14 protein-coding genes are annotated in these 16,208 nt (G+C 65.7%); 7 read left to right on the forward strand and 7 right to left on the reverse strand.

Annotated elements, in window-relative coordinates; translation table 11 throughout:
* Positions 1-66 precede the first annotated feature (66 nt).
* Positions 67-2,007 (reverse strand): DNA primase, encoded by a 1,941-nt coding sequence (gene dnaG / locus CDV49_RS01740; protein ID WP_088213845.1) that lies wholly within the window; start codon positions 2,005-2,007, stop codon positions 67-69.
* A gap of 220 nt (positions 2,008-2,227) precedes the next feature.
* On the opposite strand from dnaG, the gene CDV49_RS01745 reads away from it, so the two are divergent.
* The gene (locus tag CDV49_RS01745) at positions 2,228-3,658 is read left to right on the forward strand and encodes a Glu/Leu/Phe/Val family dehydrogenase (protein WP_088213846.1); all 1,431 of its coding nucleotides are present in this window, start codon (positions 2,228-2,230) and stop codon (positions 3,656-3,658) included.
* A gap of 18 nt (positions 3,659-3,676) precedes the next feature.
* Here CDV49_RS01745 and CDV49_RS01750 read toward each other — a convergent pair whose 3' ends face one another.
* A complete protein-coding gene (locus CDV49_RS01750; protein ID WP_088213847.1) occupies positions 3,677-4,285 on the reverse strand; it encodes a TetR/AcrR family transcriptional regulator in 609 nt (202 codons plus the stop codon).
* A 314-nt stretch (positions 4,286-4,599) separates the two neighbouring features.
* Between CDV49_RS01750 and CDV49_RS01755 the strand changes: the two genes are divergently transcribed.
* The 4 genes from CDV49_RS01755 to recJ all read left to right on the forward strand — a co-directional run bounded on the left by CDV49_RS01755 (position 4,600) and on the right by recJ (position 9,111).
* Entirely contained in the window at positions 4,600-4,863 is a 264-nt protein-coding gene (locus CDV49_RS01755; protein WP_088213848.1) for a hypothetical protein, read from the forward strand.
* 120 nt (positions 4,864-4,983) lie between these two features.
* Positions 4,984-6,270, forward strand: a complete 1,287-nt coding sequence (locus CDV49_RS01760) for a homoserine dehydrogenase (RefSeq protein WP_088213849.1) — start codon at positions 4,984-4,986, stop codon at positions 6,268-6,270.
* Positions 6,271-6,394: 124 nt separating this feature from the next.
* Complete coding sequence (gene glpX, locus CDV49_RS01765; protein ID WP_088213850.1) at positions 6,395-7,357, forward strand: class II fructose-bisphosphatase; 963 nt, start codon at positions 6,395-6,397, stop codon at positions 7,355-7,357.
* The gene (gene recJ / locus CDV49_RS01770; RefSeq protein ID WP_256947197.1) at positions 7,354-9,111 is read left to right on the forward strand and encodes a single-stranded-DNA-specific exonuclease RecJ; all 1,758 of its coding nucleotides are present in this window, start codon (positions 7,354-7,356) and stop codon (positions 9,109-9,111) included. Before glpX ends, recJ begins: the two co-directional genes overlap by 4 nt.
* Before the next feature lie 47 nt (positions 9,112-9,158).
* Here the strand turns inward: recJ and CDV49_RS01775 are convergent, their stop codons facing one another.
* The 5 genes from CDV49_RS01775 to rsmI all read right to left on the reverse strand — a co-directional run bounded on the left by CDV49_RS01775 (position 9,159) and on the right by rsmI (position 12,118).
* Positions 9,159-9,419: a GlsB/YeaQ/YmgE family stress response membrane protein gene (locus CDV49_RS01775; protein WP_088213851.1), complete on the reverse strand. Its 261-nt coding sequence runs from the start codon at positions 9,417-9,419 to the stop codon at positions 9,159-9,161.
* 91 nt (positions 9,420-9,510) lie between these two features.
* Positions 9,511-9,801 (reverse strand): hypothetical protein, encoded by a 291-nt coding sequence (locus CDV49_RS01780; protein ID WP_088213852.1) that lies wholly within the window; start codon positions 9,799-9,801, stop codon positions 9,511-9,513.
* Between the two features lie 78 nt (positions 9,802-9,879).
* Entirely contained in the window at positions 9,880-10,824 is a 945-nt protein-coding gene (gene gshB / locus CDV49_RS01785) for a glutathione synthase (protein ID WP_088213853.1), read from the reverse strand.
* A 66-nt stretch (positions 10,825-10,890) separates the two neighbouring features.
* Entirely contained in the window at positions 10,891-11,244 is a 354-nt protein-coding gene (locus tag CDV49_RS01790) for a YraN family protein (protein ID WP_088213854.1), read from the reverse strand.
* A gap of 1 nt (position 11,245) precedes the next feature.
* Positions 11,246-12,118 carry a 16S rRNA (cytidine(1402)-2'-O)-methyltransferase gene (gene rsmI, locus CDV49_RS01795; protein WP_088213855.1) on the reverse strand — a complete coding sequence of 291 codons (873 nt, stop codon included), beginning with the start codon at positions 12,116-12,118 and terminating at the stop codon, positions 11,246-11,248.
* A gap of 114 nt (positions 12,119-12,232) precedes the next feature.
* Between rsmI and CDV49_RS01800 the strand changes: the two genes are divergently transcribed.
* A complete protein-coding gene (locus CDV49_RS01800; protein ID WP_088213856.1) occupies positions 12,233-13,429 on the forward strand; it encodes a penicillin-binding protein activator in 1,197 nt (398 codons plus the stop codon).
* A complete protein-coding gene (locus CDV49_RS01805) occupies positions 13,395-16,208 on the forward strand; it encodes a [protein-PII] uridylyltransferase (RefSeq protein WP_088213857.1) in 2,814 nt (937 codons plus the stop codon). The genes CDV49_RS01800 and CDV49_RS01805 overlap by 35 nt, the downstream gene beginning before the upstream one ends.

Raw genomic sequence — 16,208 nt, forward strand, 5'->3', positions numbered from 1 at the left:
TCTCCTCGGGGGTCCGAATCATGGGTGCGGTTTATCGAATCGTTCAGCCGAATCACAGCCGATACGTCATCGAGGCTTCCTGTTCTTCACCCAGATCTCCCTATCAATCAGTGTCTGAAGATGCCGCGACAGGGCCGAGCGGTCCTCTCCCAGGTCACTGGCATCCTCGTGATGTCTTCTTCCGGCGCGTTCGACCGCCTCAGCGGCGCGACCGAGTCGCCATGTCAGCCCCTCGTCAACCACTCCGCCGAGGTCCTCCACAGCGTCCTCGATCTCTTTCCTGGCCCCGCGTCGCGCGTCTAGTTTGGCGAATTCCTCGGCCAGACACATCTCGGCCAGTTCAATATCGCCCGGATTGCGGATCGGGGGTGCGATGGTCACATGGCTTGAACTCCACAGTTTTTCAAGGGCGGGCGCGGCCTCGGAGGCTATTTTTGCCTGTATCCCTTCCGGTTCTGCCTGACTGTTGCGCAGGATTGCTATCCTCAGGGCACGATGATCCGGAGAGATCATCTCCGTCGCTTCCAGATCCGCCTCGAATCGCTCGATAAGTGCAGGATGTGTCAGGAGCGTTGCGAGAATCACCGCTTCCCGCAGCGAATCCTCTACCCCGTCCGCCGTCGCCAGCAGGGAGCGGCGGGTGGCCGGCGCCGGACCGACGGGCACTGCCGGTTTGCCCCGGCGGCTCTGCCCGCCGAATCGGCTGCGCGGAGCAACGGCCCCGCGCCCGAACAGGTCCTGTCGGAGGCGAGCGATCTCCTCGCCATAATGGCGGCGGAGCGAAGGGTCGCGGATCGTGCGCAGCACTTCGCGCAGACGCTTGTCCAGCGCGGCGCGGCGCTCGGGGCTGTCGAAGACGTGGCCTTCGGTTTCCCGCCGCCACAGCAGGCTCACCATCGGTTCGGCCCGGTCGATGACCCGCTGCATCGCGCCGCGGCCCTCGGCGCGGATCAGATCGTCGGGGTCGCGCCCTTCGGGAAGCAGGGCGAACCGCAGGCTCTTGCCTGCCTCCAGAAGCGGCAGGGCCAAGTCCACCACACGAAGCGCCGCGCGAATCCCGGCCTTGTCGCCGTCCAGCGCCACCACCGGCTCATCGGCAATCCGCCATAGAAGGCGGAGCTGGTCCTCCGTCACTGCCGTTCCCAGCGGCGCCACCGCCGCGCCGAAACCCGCCTCCGACAGCGCGATGACATCCATGTAGCCTTCGGCGACCAGAAGGGTGTTGCCCTTCCCCGCCGCCTCCCGCGCCGGCCCGATGTTGTAGAGCGTCCGCCCCTTGTCGAAGAGCGGCGTTTCCGGCGAGTTCAGGTATTTCGCCCGCGCGTTCGGATCCAACGCCCTTCCGCCGAAGGCGATGCACCGCCCCCGTGCATCCCTGATCGGGAACATGATGCGCCCCCGGAACCGGTCGTAGGGGGTGCCCCCGTCATCCGGCGCGATGGCCAGCCCGGCCTCCACGATCCGCTGCGGCGCGATGCCCGCGCCCGTCAGATGCGACCAGAGCGCCGTCCGGCTGTCCGGCGCATAACCGATGCCGAACCGCTCCCGCCCCGCCATGTCGAGCCCGCGCCGATCCAGATAGTCGCGCGCCGCAGTCCCTGCCCCGCCCGCAAGCTGCAGCCGGTAAAAGCGTACGGACGCCTCCATCACCTCTACCAGCCCGGAGCGGAGATCCGCGCGCTCCTGCTCTCCGGCGGTGCGCTGGGGCATGGGCATGCCGGCTTCGCGCGCAAGGATTTCGACGGCTTCGATAAAGCCGACGTTCTCCGTCTCCTTGACGAAGGTGATCACATCGCCTTTCGCGTGGCAGCCGAAACAGTAGTAGAAGCCCTTGCGGTCATCGACGTGGAAGGAGGCGGACTTCTCCTGATGGAAAGGACAGGGCGCCCACATGTCACCCTTCCCCTGGTTGGACTTGCGCAGATCCCACGACACCTTGCGCCCGACCACCTGGGTCAGCGAAAGACGCGAGCGCAGTTCATCAAGGAAACCGGGGGGAAGACTCATCCGCCGATTATCCGGTGAACCGTCGTCTCTGTCCATGCCTCAGGCCCGATCGCGCCGGAGGGTAACGACCGTGTGGCGCGCGCAACCCGAACGGGGTGGGGCAACGCCCGAGAGGCGGCAAAAGCCACAGTATGCCCGGCGCGCCATTCTGCCGCTATCGACGCTACGTCACGCCATGCTAGATCCGCATGGACTCGCTGCGAAATCAGAAGGAATTCCAATGGCGACCGCAGTCGAACCGAGCTTCCGCGATTCCGTCGATCTCATGTATGGGCGCGCCGTGAAGCTTCTCGATCTCTCCCCCGGGCTGGAGGAGAAGATCAGGGTCTGCAACTCCACTTATGTCGTCCGCTTCGGCGTGCGCCTGCGGGGGCAGATCCACACCTTCACCGGCTACAGGTCGGTGCATTCGGAGCATATGGAGCCGGTGAAGGGCGGCATCCGATATGCCCCCACCGTCAATCAGGACGAGGTGGAGGCGCTGGCCGCGCTGATGACCTACAAATGCGCGCTGGTGCAGATCCCCTTTGGCGGCTCCAAGGGCGGGCTCTGCATCGACCCCCGCGAATGGGAGGAGCACGAGCTGGAGCGGATCACCCGCCGCTTCGCCTACGAACTCATCAAGCGCGACCTCATCAATCCGTCCCAGAACGTCCCCGCCCCCGACATGGGCACGGGAGAGCGGGAGATGGCGTGGATCGCCGACCAGTATGCGCGGATGCATACCACCGACATCAACGCCGCCGCCTGTGTCACCGGCAAGCCTGTCCATGCGGGCGGTATTGCCGGGCGGGTGGAGGCGACAGGGCGCGGCGTGCAATACGCGCTCCGTGAATTCTTCCGCTACCCGGAGGATGTGCGGCGCGCGCATCTCTCCGGCGGGCTGGACGGCAAGCGGATCATCGTCCAGGGCCTCGGCAACGTCGGCTTTCACGCCGCGCAGTTCCTGTCGCTGGAAGACGGCGCGAAGATCACCGGCATCATCGAGCGGGACGGTGCGATCTATTCGGAAGACGGGCTGGACGTGCTTTCCGTCAAGGAGTGGATCAGCCGGCAGGGCGGCGTGAAGGGCTATCCCTTCGCAACCTTCATCAGCGACGGATCCAAGCTTCTGGAGACGGAGTGCGATATCCTGATCCCCGCCGCGATGGAGGGCGTCATCAATCTCGACAATGCCGCGCAGGTGAAAGCGCCCCTGATCGTCGAGGCTGCGAACGGCCCGATCACCGCGGGGGCGGACGAAATCCTTCGGCAGAAGGGCGTCGTGATCCTGCCCGACATGTATGCCAATGCCGGCGGGGTCACGGTGTCCTATTTCGAATGGGTCGGGAACCTTTCGCACATCAAGTTCGGCCGGATGGAACGGCGGCAGGAGGAGGCGCGTCACCGTCTGCTCGTCGATGAGCTTGAGCGGCTCGCCGCGGACAAGGGCCTGGACTGGACGCTGTCGCCCGGCTTCAAGGAGCAGTATCTCCGCGGCGCGGGAGAGATCGAGCATGTGCGCTCGGGTCTCGATGACACGATGCGCGAGGCTTACCAGTCCATGCGCGAGATCTGGAACGGGCGCGGCGATGTGCATGATCTCCGCATGGCGGCCTACATGGTCGCGATCGGGCGGGTCGCGACGGCCTATCGCTCCAAGGGTCTGTGATCCTGCAAGGGCGGTAGTTCAGGAGTTGGGGGCGTTCATCGCCCCCACTGTTCCATGGGCCAGCCCGGTGTAAAGCCGGGTGACGCCTTCCCTGCTCAACCGTCCGCCAGAGCGATACCAAGTGTTGACCCCTGTCAGCATCGCGATGAGCGCAAGCGTGGTGACACGCGTATCGGCGATACGAAAGACCCCGGCCCTTACGCCTTCGGACAGGATCGCTTCCAGGGCATCCTCATATCGGCGGCGCAGGCCCTCTATCAGTGCGAAGTTCGCCGGCTCCAGACTGCGGAGTTCCATGTAGGAGACGAAAACCGCTTCCGGGCGGTCGAGGTTGAAACGCAGGTGGAACGCGACGAAGGCATCGAGTCGCGCGCGGGGATCACTCCCAAAGGGCGCTTCCCTCTCCCAGGCAGAGAGGATGTCCTGCATATGCGTATGCATGAGGTCGAACAGCAGGGTCTGCTTGTCAGGAGTGTAGAGATAGAGTGCACCCGCCTGCACACCCACCTCCGCCGCGATCCGCCGCATGGAGACGGCGGCATAGCCTTCGGCCGCGAAAAGACGCAGCGCGGCATCCTGCAAACGCTGGCGGGTGATGTCGGATCGGGAACCTGTCGTGCGCGCCATGCGTTCAGCCTTAACTGAACAATCGTTCAGTTCCAAGCCGATGCTGTGCCAGGTCTGCGTGGTCAGGTCTGCGTGGTCAGGTCTGCGTGGTCAGGTCTGCGCGGTCAGGTCTGCGCGGGCAGGTCTGCGCGGGCAGGTCTTCGCGATGTCGGGCCGGTGCGTGGTCAGGCCGGCGCGATGACACGCCAATTCGCTGTCTGGCCGGCGGGATGGCAGACCGATGCGCTGGAAGCGCGCTCGCCCTTCGGCTTGCACAGCCTTGCGGCCCATGCGACTCTGACACCGGCGCATGTGAAACCTTCCCGGAGAACGCCTTGCCAATCCGCCCGCCCCTTCTGCTGGTTGCACTCGCCGCAGGCCTGCTTTCCGCGTGCAGCCCGCCGGATGCGCCCGAGATCCGCACATTGGGAAGCGCGGAGGCCAGGCGCGAGCCCTACCCGGAGATCGTGCCCACAGGCCCGCTGCTTGCGCAGGCAACAACGCGCGTCACCCCGGACGATACCGCTCAGGTGCAGGCGGCCGGAGCGGAGACTGCGCGCCGGGCGCGATTGCTGCAAAACCGCAACCTCGACCAATAGCCCGATGCGCGAGGTGGATGTGCAGCGACGCCACGCCTCCGCCTGCGCATAAAGCGGGCGTTGCGGTAGCCTCTGCAAGCCGCTAACAGACGCGGGCTGGATTTTGCACTGGAGGATACCATGACCACGCCCCTGCGCCTCGGCCTCGCCGGACTCGGCACCGTCGGCACCGGCGTGATCCGCATTATTCAGACGCATCCCGACCTCATTACGGCGCGCGCGGGGCGCCCGGTCACGATCTCCGCCGTTTCGGCGCGCGACCGCAAGCGCAACCGGGGCGTCGATCTCTCGGGTTACACCTGGGAGGATGATCCCGTGGCGCTGGCCCGCCGGGACGATGTGGATGTCGTGGTGGAAGTGATGGGCGGGTCCGATGGCCCCGCGAAGGCCGCGACCGAAGCGGCCATCGCCGCGGGCAAGGATGTCGTGACCGCAAACAAGGCTCTGCTCGCCCATCATGGTCAGGAACTGGCCAGGCAGGTGGAAGCCGCGGGAACGGCGCTCCGGTTCGAAGCGGCCGTCGCTGGCGGCATCCCCGTCATCAAGGCACTGACCGAAGGCCTTGCGGGCAACGAGATCAAGCGCGTGATGGGCGTGATGAACGGCACCTGCAACTACATCCTGACCCGGATGGAAAGCGCGGGGCTCCCTTATGAGACGGTGTTCGAGGAGGCCCGCGCGCTCGGCTATCTGGAGGCGGATCCGAGCCTCGACGTGGATGGGATCGACGCGGGGCACAAGCTCTCGCTCCTCTCCGCCATCGCATTCGGAACCGAGGTGGACTTTGATTCGGTGGAGCTGGAAGGCATCGGCCAGATCTCCATCGACGACATCCGGCATGCCGGAAACCTCGGCTTCCGTATCAAGCTTCTGGGCGTGGCACAGATGACGGGCCGCGGGCTGGAGCAGCGGATGACGCCCTGCCTCGTCCCCGCGCAAAGCCCGCTGGGCCAGCTCGAGGGCGGCACCAACATGGTTGTGCTGGAGGGCGATGCCGTGGGCCAGATCGTACTCCGCGGCCCCGGCGCCGGCGAAGGGCCGACCGCTTCCGCAGTCATGGGCGACGTGATCGACATTGCCCGCGGCGTGCGGATCCCGCCTTTCGGCCGCCCGGCAAGCAGCCTGACACACGCCATTCCGGCCAAGGCCGCCGTGCCTGCGCCCTACTACCTGCGCATGACGCTTCTGGACAAACCCGGCGCGCTGGCCCGGATTGCCACGCAACTGGGCGACGCGGGGATCTCCATCGACCGGATGCGCCAGTATGGGCATAGCGAGCCGACCGCGCCGGTCGTCATCGTCACCCATCGCACCATGCGCGATTCCATCGACGTGGCGCTCGCAGGATTCCGCGATACCGGCGTCGTCGTGGGCGAGCCCGTGGCCATCCGGATCGAGGCGGTCTGAAAGACCCCTTCCGCCGCCATGTCCTGCCGGCAAGGCTGCCTCTCCCCCGAGGCAGCCTTGTTTCTGCGCCTGCACGGGGATAAACCAATGGCACCGAACAACGAACCGCAAGGGGACAGGCCGAATGGCGAATGATGTTGAGTTCCACGACCGCATGCTTTCTCTGGGCCTCGCCCGCGTGTCGGAGGCGGCGGCCATCGCGTCCGCCCATCTCGTCGGCAGGGGGGATGAGAAGGCCGCGGACCAGGCCGCCGTCAACGCCATGCGGAACCAGCTCAACATGCTCGACATCGCCGGGACGGTGGTGATCGGCGAGGGGGAGCGGGACGAGGCCCCGATGCTCTATATCGGCGAGAAAGTCGGCACCGGCAAAGGGCCGGCAGTTGACATCGCGCTCGACCCGCTCGAAGGCACGACGCTGACGGCGAAGGACATGCCCAACGCGCTCACCGTGATCTCCATGGCGCCCGCGGGCACGCTTCTGCACGCGCCGGACACCTATATGGAGAAGCTCGCCATAGGCCCGGGCTATGAGACGAACATCGTCACGCTCGCCATGTCGCCCACCGAACGGATCGAGCGGCTGGCGAAGGCGAAGGGCGGCAAGCCCTCCGACATCACCGCCTGCATCCTTGAGCGCGACCGCCATCAGGATCTCATCGCCGAGGTTCGTGCGACGGGCGCGGCGATCCGGCTCATCACGGACGGCGACGTTGCGGGGGTGATCCATTGCGCGACGCCCGGCAGCGGGATCGACATCTACATGGGCTCGGGCGGCGCGCCGGAAGGCGTTCTCGCCGCCTCTGCGCTCAAATGCCTGGGCGGTCAGTTCTACGGGCGGCTGCTGTTCCGCAATGACGACGAAATCGGACGGGCGCGGAAGGCCGGGATCGACGACCTCGACCGCGTCTATCAGCGCGACGACCTTGTCACGGCCGACGTGATCTTCGCCGCTACCGGCGTGACGGACGGCAACCTCGTCCACGGGATCAAGCGCGAAATCGGCTTCATCACCACCGAAACCATCCTCATGCGGTCCAAGACCGGCTCCGTCCGCCGGATGAGCTACCGCAACCCGGTGAAGTGACCGACGCGGCGGCCCTCCTCCGCCCCGCCTTCCTTGGCGTCGAGCGGTCCGCGACCGGGCGGCGCTGGGTCGGTCCCGGGATAGAGGAGGACCGCCTCGCCGAAGCGATGACGCAGGCCACGCGCCTGCCTCTACCCCTCTGCCGGGTGCTTGTCCGGCAAGGGGTGACGGCCCAGGATGCCGCGCTTTACTGCGCCCCCGCACTCCGCGACCTGCTCCCCGATCCGCTCAGCCTCCGCGATATGGAGCTGGCCGCGCGGCGCTTTCTCGCCGCGCTGAAACGACGGGAGCGGATCGCCGTCTTTGCCGATTATGATGTGGATGGCGGCTCCTCCGCCGCGCTGCTCATCACATGGCTGCGGCATTTCGGCCATCCCGCCACGCTCTACATTCCCGACCGGATCGAGGAAGGCTATGGCCCCAATCCGCCCGCGATGCGGAAATTGGCGGAGGGGCACGATCTCATCGTCTGCGTGGATTGCGGGACGCTGTCGCATGAGGCGATCTCTGCCGCCGCCGGGACGGATGTCGTGGTGCTCGATCACCATCTCGGCGGTGAGACGTTGCCCGACGCGCTGGCCGTCGTGAACCCGAACCGGCAGGATGAGAGTGGCGATCTGAGCCACCTCTGCGCGGCCTCCGTCGTGTTCCTGATGCTGGTGGAGGCCAATCGCCAGCTCCGGGGCGAGGGCGTCAGCGGGCCGGACCTGATAGCCCTGCTCGATCTCGTGGCACTTGCTACGGTTGCCGACGTGGCGCCGCTTGTCGGCGTGAACCGGGCCTTTGTTCGACAGGGGTTGAAAGTCATGGGGCGGCGGGAGCGGACGGGGCTCACCGCGCTCGCCGATGTCGCGCGGATGGACCAGGCCCCGACCCCCTATCACCTCGGCTTCCTGCTCGGCCCGCGCGTGAATGCGGGCGGGCGGATCGGCGCGGCCGATCTGGGGGCGCGGCTGCTTGCGACGGATGACCCGCATGAGGCAGAGGCGCTTGCCGCGCGGCTCGACGCGCTCAATACCGAGCGGCGGGACATCGAAGCCCGGGTGAGGGAAGCCGCCCTTGCCCAGGCCGAGGCGCGAGGACTTGACGGGCCGCTCGTCTGGGCCGCGGGCGAAGGCTGGCATCCCGGCGTGGTCGGTATCGTGGCAGCCCGCCTGAAGGAGGCGACCAACCGCCCCGCTGTCGTGATCGGGCTGAGTGCCGGAGAAGGCAAGGGATCGGGGCGGTCCATCGCGGGCGTCGATCTGGGCGCAGCGATTCATCGTGTCGCCTCGGAAAGGCTGCTGCTGCGCGGCGGTGGGCACAAAATGGCCGCTGGCCTGACGGTGGATCCCTCCCGCATGGAAGAGGCAATGGCGCGGCTGGGAGAGTTGCTGGCCCGTCAGGGTGCAGGAACGATGGGGCCGGCAGATCTGAAGCTGGATGGCCTTCTGACCTCCGGCGCGGCGACGATCCAGATGATCGGGGAGATGGAAACCGCAGGGCCCTTTGGCGCGGGCGCCCCGGCCCCGAGATTCGCTTTTCCCGACCAGAGGGTGTCATCGGTGAAAGTCTTCGGCAACGGCCACATGCGCGTGCGGTTTTCTGACGGAACGGGAACGGTGGAGGGTATCGCCTTCAGCGCCGCGGGAACTGCTCTGGGAGATGCGCTGAAGGAAGGCTCCCGCCTGCATGTTGCGGGGCGTGTCGAAGTGGATGAATGGCAAGGGCGGCAGCGGGTGCAACTTCGCCTCGAAGATGTGGCCCAGCCATGAAAAAGGCGCGGGACCAAGCCCGCGCCAGCTTCTCCAAAGAGGTGATCCTATCGCGCTCCGCGAAACATTCGCGCCAGCGCGATAAGAATGCATGCGCCAATCACGCCAGCAACGAGATAGCCCAGCCATCCGCCAAAACCGACACCCAGGAAACCGAGCAAGAAACTGGCAACTGCCGCACCGACGATACCAAGTATGACGTTCAGAAAAACGCCTGTATCGCTTTTCATAAGGGCAGATGCGGCCCAACCGGCGATGCCGCCTATGATGATCGCTGCGATCCAGCCGACCTGAGCAGAACCTTCCATCCATTCCTCCTAGCCTGAAGGGCGAGAATTCGGCGGTCTTTCACAAAGACCGATCTGGCCGCCACGCAGATCGGAAGAGCCTGATCGGAGGTTACCAGTGATCTTCGGCGGAGGAACGGCCTGCAAGATACCCAAGGCCAAGGCAGGTCAGCGCCACGACCGACAGAACCGTCGCGGCGCTGCCCGGGTTCTCGCGGGCCACGTCACCCATGACGCGCGCCTGGGTGCGGAATTGCTTCGCCGCTACCTGCGCATGATCCTGCGCCACATCGTAAAACTCGTGTCCACGCTCTGACAGATCGCCGCGCAGGCTTTGCAGCTGCTGCTGCAGGTCGGAAATCTGGCTCTCGATCGAGCGGCGGATATCATCGGTCTTGGTCATCGGCTTCTCCTGAGGGAGCATTTGTTCTGCGGGGCCAACGCAGAACACCGAAGACGGTTCCCGTCCCTTAGAGCGATTTCAGCGGCGGACGCGCGCCTCGATCACCTTCCAGATCGCCTCCGCCGTATTCGTGCCGTCGAATCGCTCAAGTTCCTGGATCCCTGTCGGCGAGGTCAGATTGATTTCCGTGAGCCAGTCGCCGATGACATCTATTCCCACGAAGATCTGCCCCTTCTCATGCAGGGTCGGCCCGATGGCCGCGCAAATCTCCCTGTCCCGCTCCGTCAGGGCGACTTTCTCCGGCCTGCCGCCGACATGCATGTTGGAACGTGTTTCCCCCGCCTGCGGCACCCGGTTGATCGCGCCGACCGGCTCTCCGTCCACAAGAATGATCCTCTTGTCACCCTTCGCCACGGCGGGGAGGAATTTTTGGACGATCAGCGGCTCCCGCGAGAATCCCGTGAACAGCTCATAGAGCGAGGAGAGGTTCCGGTCATTCTCGTCCAGCCGGAACACCCCCGCGCCGCCATTGCCGTAGAGCGGCTTCAGGATGACATCCCCATGGTCTGCCTTGAAGGCCCGGATCGTGTCCAGATCGCGGGCAATGGCGGTCGGCGGCGTCAGGTCGGGAAACTGGAGCACCAGCAGCTTTTCGGGCGCATTCCGCACCCAGAAGGGATCGTTGACCACCAGCGTTCCGGGATGGATGAGGTCCAGCAGATGGGTCGTGGTGATATAGGCCATGTCGAAGGGCGGATCCTGCCGGAGCCAGACCACGTCGAAGTCGGAAAGCCGTACATCCTCCAGATCGCCAAGCGTGAAGTGATCACCCTTCACGCGGCGAACCGTAAGGGGATACCCCTTCGCCCTGACCTCTCCCTCCCGGAAGTAGAGTTTGTCCGGGGTATAATAGAACAGCCGGTGACCGCGCTTCTGCGCCTCCTCCGCAATGCGGAAGGTGCTGTCCGCATCGATGTTGACCGGACCGATCGGGTCCATCTGGATGGCGACGTTCAGGGTCATGCCTGTCTCCCGAGAAGCTTCTGCCCCTGAATGACGCAAGCCCGGCTGCGATGCAATCGGCCCGCCTCAGGCCATCAGCGCGTTTTGCAGCGTTTCGACACGACCCGTGGCATCCACGAGCGCAACGTCGAAGCGGGAAGGAGAGGACAGGCCCGCTGGCAAATGCGAAAGGTATTCCTCCGCCGCGCGCAGCAGCCGCATGCTCTGCCGGGGTCCAAGACGTTCGGCTGCGCGCGCGATGGTCGCCGCCCTTTTCACCTCGACGAAAATCACGTCCTCCCCCTGCTGGAAGATAAGGTCGATCTCTCCCGCACGCCCGCGCCAGCGTTCTGCAAGGCAGCGTGCGCCCAGCTGACTATAATGCCGAAGGACAGAAGCCTCCGCCGCCAGCCCCGAGTGATATCGCGTTGCGCCGTCCATGCTAATCCTTGCTCTCTCCCTGCAGTGTGAGCGCCGTCTGATAGACATCGCGTCGCGGCAGATTGAATCTCGCGGCAACTTCCGCAGCGGCATCCTTCACCCGCAGACGCCCCAAAGCCTCCCGCAATGCTTCCTCCACCGCCGCCGGGTCTGCCTGCCCCTCGCCGGGCCGGTCGACCAGAACCACGACTTCCCCCTTTACATCCCGCCCGGCGAAAGCCGCCTCCAGCTCCTCCAACGTGCCCCGGCTCACCTCCTCGAACCTCTTGGTGAGTTCGCGACAGACGACCGCCTGCCGATCTCCTCCCCATGATGCGCTCAGTTCCCCTAACAATCGGTGAACGCGCTTGGGAGATTCATAGAAAATCACCGTCGCGGCGATGTCGGAGAGGCCTGCCAGCGCCCTCTGCCGCGGGCCGCCCTGCTGGGGAAGAAAACCTGCAAACAGGAACCGGTCGCTGGGCAGGCCGGAGACGGTCAGCGCCGCGAGCACTGCCGACGGGCCGGGTGCAGAGGTGACGGTGAATCCCTCCACAATCGCGGCACGGCCAAGCTGGAAGCCCGGATCGGCAACCAGCGGTGTCCCTGCTTCCGAAGCATACGCCACCGATTTCCCCTCCCCCAGCGCCCGAAGCAGGCGCGGCCGCGCAACCTCTCCGTTGTGGTCGTGATAGGCGACGAGCGGCCTGTCGCCCAGCGGGATGCCATGGATCTCCATCAGGTGCCGCAGGGTCCGGGTATCCTCCGCCGCCAGAACATCCGCCGTGGCCAGAATATCGAGCGCGCGCAAGGTGATATCCCGCGCGGCACCGATCGGCGTCGCAATGAAGTACAGGCCGGGGGCGAGCGGCCCCCTTTCGCCGATGGAATGCATCTTTGCCGCCTTCTGTTTACTTATGCGCCGGCCCCACCTAGCATTTCCGTGAGGTCGCCCTAGACTTCGCTTGAACGCCCGGTCCAACGGGCCGTCAGCCAGAGGGATAGCCGCATGACCGACGCCGTGACACGTCGCCCGTTTTTCACCCGCCCGATCGGTATCCGCAACCTCTTCCGCAGCGCAACCGGTCTTCTGGCGGCAGGAGCGCTTGCGGCCTGCGCGCCGACCGGCAATGTGAGTCGCGGCACCATCAACCCCTCTCAGCCGGTGCAGGTCGCCCTCCTTCTGCCGCAGAGCGCGAATGCGAGCGACCGGCTGGTTGCACAGAACCTCGAAAACGCGGCGCGTCTGGCCATCGCGGATCTTCAGGGGGTAAGTATCGATCTGCGGGTCTATGACACGGCGGGCAGCCCGACGCAGGCCTCCGCCATGGCGCTCCGGGCCGCGGATGAAGGCGCGAAGATCATTCTGGGGCCGATCCATGCGCAGGATGCCAACGCTGCGGGAAGCGCCGTTGCCTCTCGCGGGATAAACGTGCTCAGCTTCTCCAACAATTCCGATATCGCGGGCGGAAACGTCTTCGTTCTGGGCCAGACATTCGCCAATTCCGCCGATCGGCTGATGCGGTTCGCGGCCGGTCAGGGCCGTCGCGACATCGTCGTGGTGAGCGATCCTGACGCCTCCGGTCAGGTGGGGCGTCGGGCGATCGAAACGGCCGCCGCCGCCAATGGCATCCGCGTCGCCGGCGCCGAGAGCTATGAACTGTCGCAGCAGGGCGTGACGGCCGCCGCGCCGAATATCGCCACCACCGTGCGCAATACCGGCGCGAGCGGCGTGTTCTTTACCGCGGGGACGGCGGGCGCCCTGCCCATGCTGACGCAGCTTCTGCGCGACAACGGCATCGACCCCAATGTCACCGCTTTCTATGGCCTGACGCGTTGGGACGTTCCGGCAAGTGCGGTTACCACGCCATCGCTTCAGGGTGGCTATTTCGCTGTACCCGATCCCGCCATCACGGCGCAGTTCAATGCCCGTTATGCCGGGGCCTATGGCGCCGCACCTCATCCGCTGGCCGCACTGGCCTATGACGGGATCGCCGCCATCGGTGCCGCTGTTCGTTCGGGCCGGGCGGATCCGCTGGGCCGGGCCTCTCTGACCCAGCCTTCCGGCTTCGTCGGTGCGAATGGCGTCTTCCGATTCACCGCAGACGGCAGTAACCAAAGGGCATTGGCTGTTGCGCAACTCCGCGACAACAGGGTCGAAGTGGTGGAAAATGCCCCCAGAAGCTTCAGCGGTGCCGGTTCCTGACGCGGCGGCGACGCCGGAAAACGATACCACGGCTGCGGCGCTGATCCTGCCGGACGCCGCTCTGTTCGACGCCGAGGCGGTGCTGGAGCAGATCGATACCGAGATCGCCGGTCTGGAGGCGCCCGATGCGCGGGCCCTTCGCGCCGTCGCTGTCGCCCGGATCGGCGCGGAACGTCAGCGCGGCTTCAACGCGATCAGGGAAGCATTTCTGGCGAAACCGCTGGATTCCGACATTACTGTCGCTTCCATAAGCTGGCTGACCGATCAGGTCGTACGGACAGTGCTGGAGGTGGTGCGGCGCCACCTTCTGCCCGCCGAAAGTCTGGATTATCGGAAGGTCACGCTGCTTGCGGTGGGGGGCTACGGACGCGGGGAAATGGCCCCCTTCTCGGATGTGGACCTGCTGTTCCTGACACCCGATGCGGAGAATGGGCCGGTCAAGACCTTGATCGAATCCATGCTCTACATCCTGTGGGATCTGAAGCTGAAGGTCGGGCACGCCAGCCGCTCCATCGCCGAATGTCTGAGCCAGGCGCGGGAGGACATCACCGTCCGGACCGCCCTGCTGGAGGAGCGCTACATCACCGGCGACAAGGGGCAGGCCAAGACGCTCCACAGCCGGTTGCGCAAGGAGCTTTTCTCCCGCACAGCCGCAGAATTCGTGGAAGCCAAGCTCGCCGAACGGGCGGAGCGGCACAAGCGGCAGGGCCAGCGCTACATGCTGGAGCCCAATGTGAAGGAGGGCAAGGGCGGCCTGCGTGACCTCCAGACGCTCTACTGGATCGCGAAATACGTGACGGGCGTGGAGGAGGTGTCCGATCTCGTCGGGCTCGGCCTCATCACAGCGGATGAGTTCGCGGCGTTCGACCGGGCGGAGCGGTTTCTGTGGGCGGTGCGCTGCCACCTGCACTACCTAACGGGCCGCGCGACGGACCAGTTGACGTTCGACCTGCAACTGGAGGTGGCCCCCCGCATGGGCTATCAGGACGGCGCGGGGCGGCGGGCGGTCGAGTTCTTCATGCAGGACTACTTCCGCCACGCGACCAAGGTGGGCGAACTCACGCGTATCTTTCTGACGGCGCTCGAGGCACGGCATGTCAAGACGACGCCCGTCACCGTAGGGCTGTTCCGGCGTCCGAAACGGCTGCATGAGGGCTATGTCCTCCGCCACAACCGCATCGCCGTCGCCGATGAGAAGGCGTTCCTGTCGGACAAGCTGAACCTGCTGCGGATTTTCGAGGAGGGCCTGCGGACGGGCCACCTGATCCACCCCGACGCCATGCGGCTTGTCGCCGCGCATCTCGACCTGATCGACGAGGACATGCGTCAGGACAGGGAGGCGAACCGCATCTTCCTCGACCTTCTGCTGAAGCACGGCAACCCGGAGCGGAGCCTGCGCCGGATGAACGAACTCGGCGTCGTGGCGGCCTTCATGCCGGAGTTCGAGCCGATCGTGGCGATGATGCAGTTCAACGTCTATCACCATTACACGGTGGACGAGCACACCATCCAATGCATCTCGACCCTCGCGATGATAGAGCGGGGGGAGCTGGCGCGCGAACTGCCGCTCGCCACGCATATCATGGCCGAAGGCACCGTGAACCGCCGGGTGATTTATGTGGCGCTGCTGCTGCACGACATCGGCAAGGGCCGGCCGGAGGATCACTCCATCCTCGGCGCGCAGATCGCCCGGCGCGTGGCGCCGCGGCTGGGGCTGAACGCGGAGGAGTCGGAGCTGGTCGAATGGCTGGTCCGCAACCACCTCGTCATGTCGGACGCAGCGCAGAAACGCGACCTTTCCGATCCGCGCACGGTACGGGATTTTGCCCGGACAGTGCGGTCCCGGCGGCGGCTCGACCTGCTCTACCTGCTCACCTGCTGCGACATCATCGGCGTGGGTCCCGGCACCTGGAACAACTGGAAGGCCATGCTGCTCGACCGGCTCTACCGGGAGACGGCGACCGTGCTGGACATGGGGCTGGAGGCCGCGCACCGCCCCCACCGGGAGGCGGAGGCGAAACGGGCGCTCCGTGCCGCGCTCTCCGACTGGGACCGGAAGGACCTGCGGGCAGAGACGCAGAGGCACTACGGACCCTACTGGCAGGGACTGCCGCTCGACACGCAGGTGGTGTTCGCCCACCTGCTCCGCGGTATCCGGGATGACGAGATTCGCATCGACCTCACCCCGGATCAGGACCGGGACGCGACCCGTGTCTGCTTTGCCCTCGCCGATCATCCCGGCATCTTCGCCCGGCTGGCGGGGGCGCTGGCGCTTGTCGGGGCGAATGTGGTCGATGCCCGCACCTTCACCTCCAAGGACGGTTACGCCACTGCGGCCTTCTGGGTGCAGGATGCCGAAGGCGCGCCCTATGATCCCGGCAAGCTGCCGCGCCTGCGCAACATGATCGAGCGGACGCTGAAGGGTGAGGTCGTCGCCCGCGAGGCACTGAAGGATCGCGACAAGGTGAAGAAGCGGGAACGCGGATTTCATTTCCCGACCGCGATCACCATCGACAACGACGGATCGGAAATCTACACCATCGTGGAGGTGGATACGCGCGACCGTCCGGGCCTGCTCTACGATCTCGCGCGGACCTTCGCCTCCAACAACATCTACATCGCCTCGGCGCAGATCGCGACCTATGGCGCGCAGGTCGTGGACACCTTCTACGTGAAAGACATGTTCGGTCTGAAAATCCATTCTCGGCAGCGCGCCGAGGCGCTGGAAAAGAAACTCCGCCAGGCGGTGGACGAAGGGGCAGAGAGGGCGCGCAGCTAG

Source organism: Haematobacter genomosp. 1, assembly GCF_002196855.1.
Taxonomy (GTDB): Bacteria; Pseudomonadota; Alphaproteobacteria; order Rhodobacterales; family Rhodobacteraceae; genus Haematobacter.

Bases quoted from the DNA above. Each gene is read 5' to 3' on its own strand.
- dnaG (WP_088213845.1), bottom strand. From the start codon at position 2,007: ATGAGTCTTCCCCCCGGTTTCCTTGATGAACTGCGCTCGCGTCTTTCG.
- CDV49_RS01745 (WP_088213846.1), top strand. From the start codon at position 2,228: ATGGCGACCGCAGTCGAACCGAGCTTCCGCGATTCCGTCGATCTCATG.
- CDV49_RS01750 (WP_088213847.1), bottom strand. From the start codon at position 4,285: ATGGCGCGCACGACAGGTTCCCGATCCGACATCACCCGCCAGCGTTTG.
- CDV49_RS01760 (WP_088213849.1), top strand. From the start codon at position 4,984: ATGACCACGCCCCTGCGCCTCGGCCTCGCCGGACTCGGCACCGTCGGC.
- glpX (WP_088213850.1), top strand. From the start codon at position 6,395: ATGGCGAATGATGTTGAGTTCCACGACCGCATGCTTTCTCTGGGCCTC.
- CDV49_RS01775 (WP_088213851.1), bottom strand. From the start codon at position 9,419: ATGGAAGGTTCTGCTCAGGTCGGCTGGATCGCAGCGATCATCATAGGC.
- CDV49_RS01780 (WP_088213852.1), bottom strand. From the start codon at position 9,801: ATGACCAAGACCGATGATATCCGCCGCTCGATCGAGAGCCAGATTTCC.
- gshB (WP_088213853.1), bottom strand. From the start codon at position 10,824: ATGACCCTGAACGTCGCCATCCAGATGGACCCGATCGGTCCGGTCAAC.
- CDV49_RS01790 (WP_088213854.1), bottom strand. From the start codon at position 11,244: ATGGACGGCGCAACGCGATATCACTCGGGGCTGGCGGCGGAGGCTTCT.
- rsmI (WP_088213855.1), bottom strand. From the start codon at position 12,118: ATGCATTCCATCGGCGAAAGGGGGCCGCTCGCCCCCGGCCTGTACTTC.
- CDV49_RS01800 (WP_088213856.1), top strand. From the start codon at position 12,233: ATGACCGACGCCGTGACACGTCGCCCGTTTTTCACCCGCCCGATCGGT.
- CDV49_RS01805 (WP_088213857.1), top strand. From the start codon at position 13,395: ATGCCCCCAGAAGCTTCAGCGGTGCCGGTTCCTGACGCGGCGGCGACG.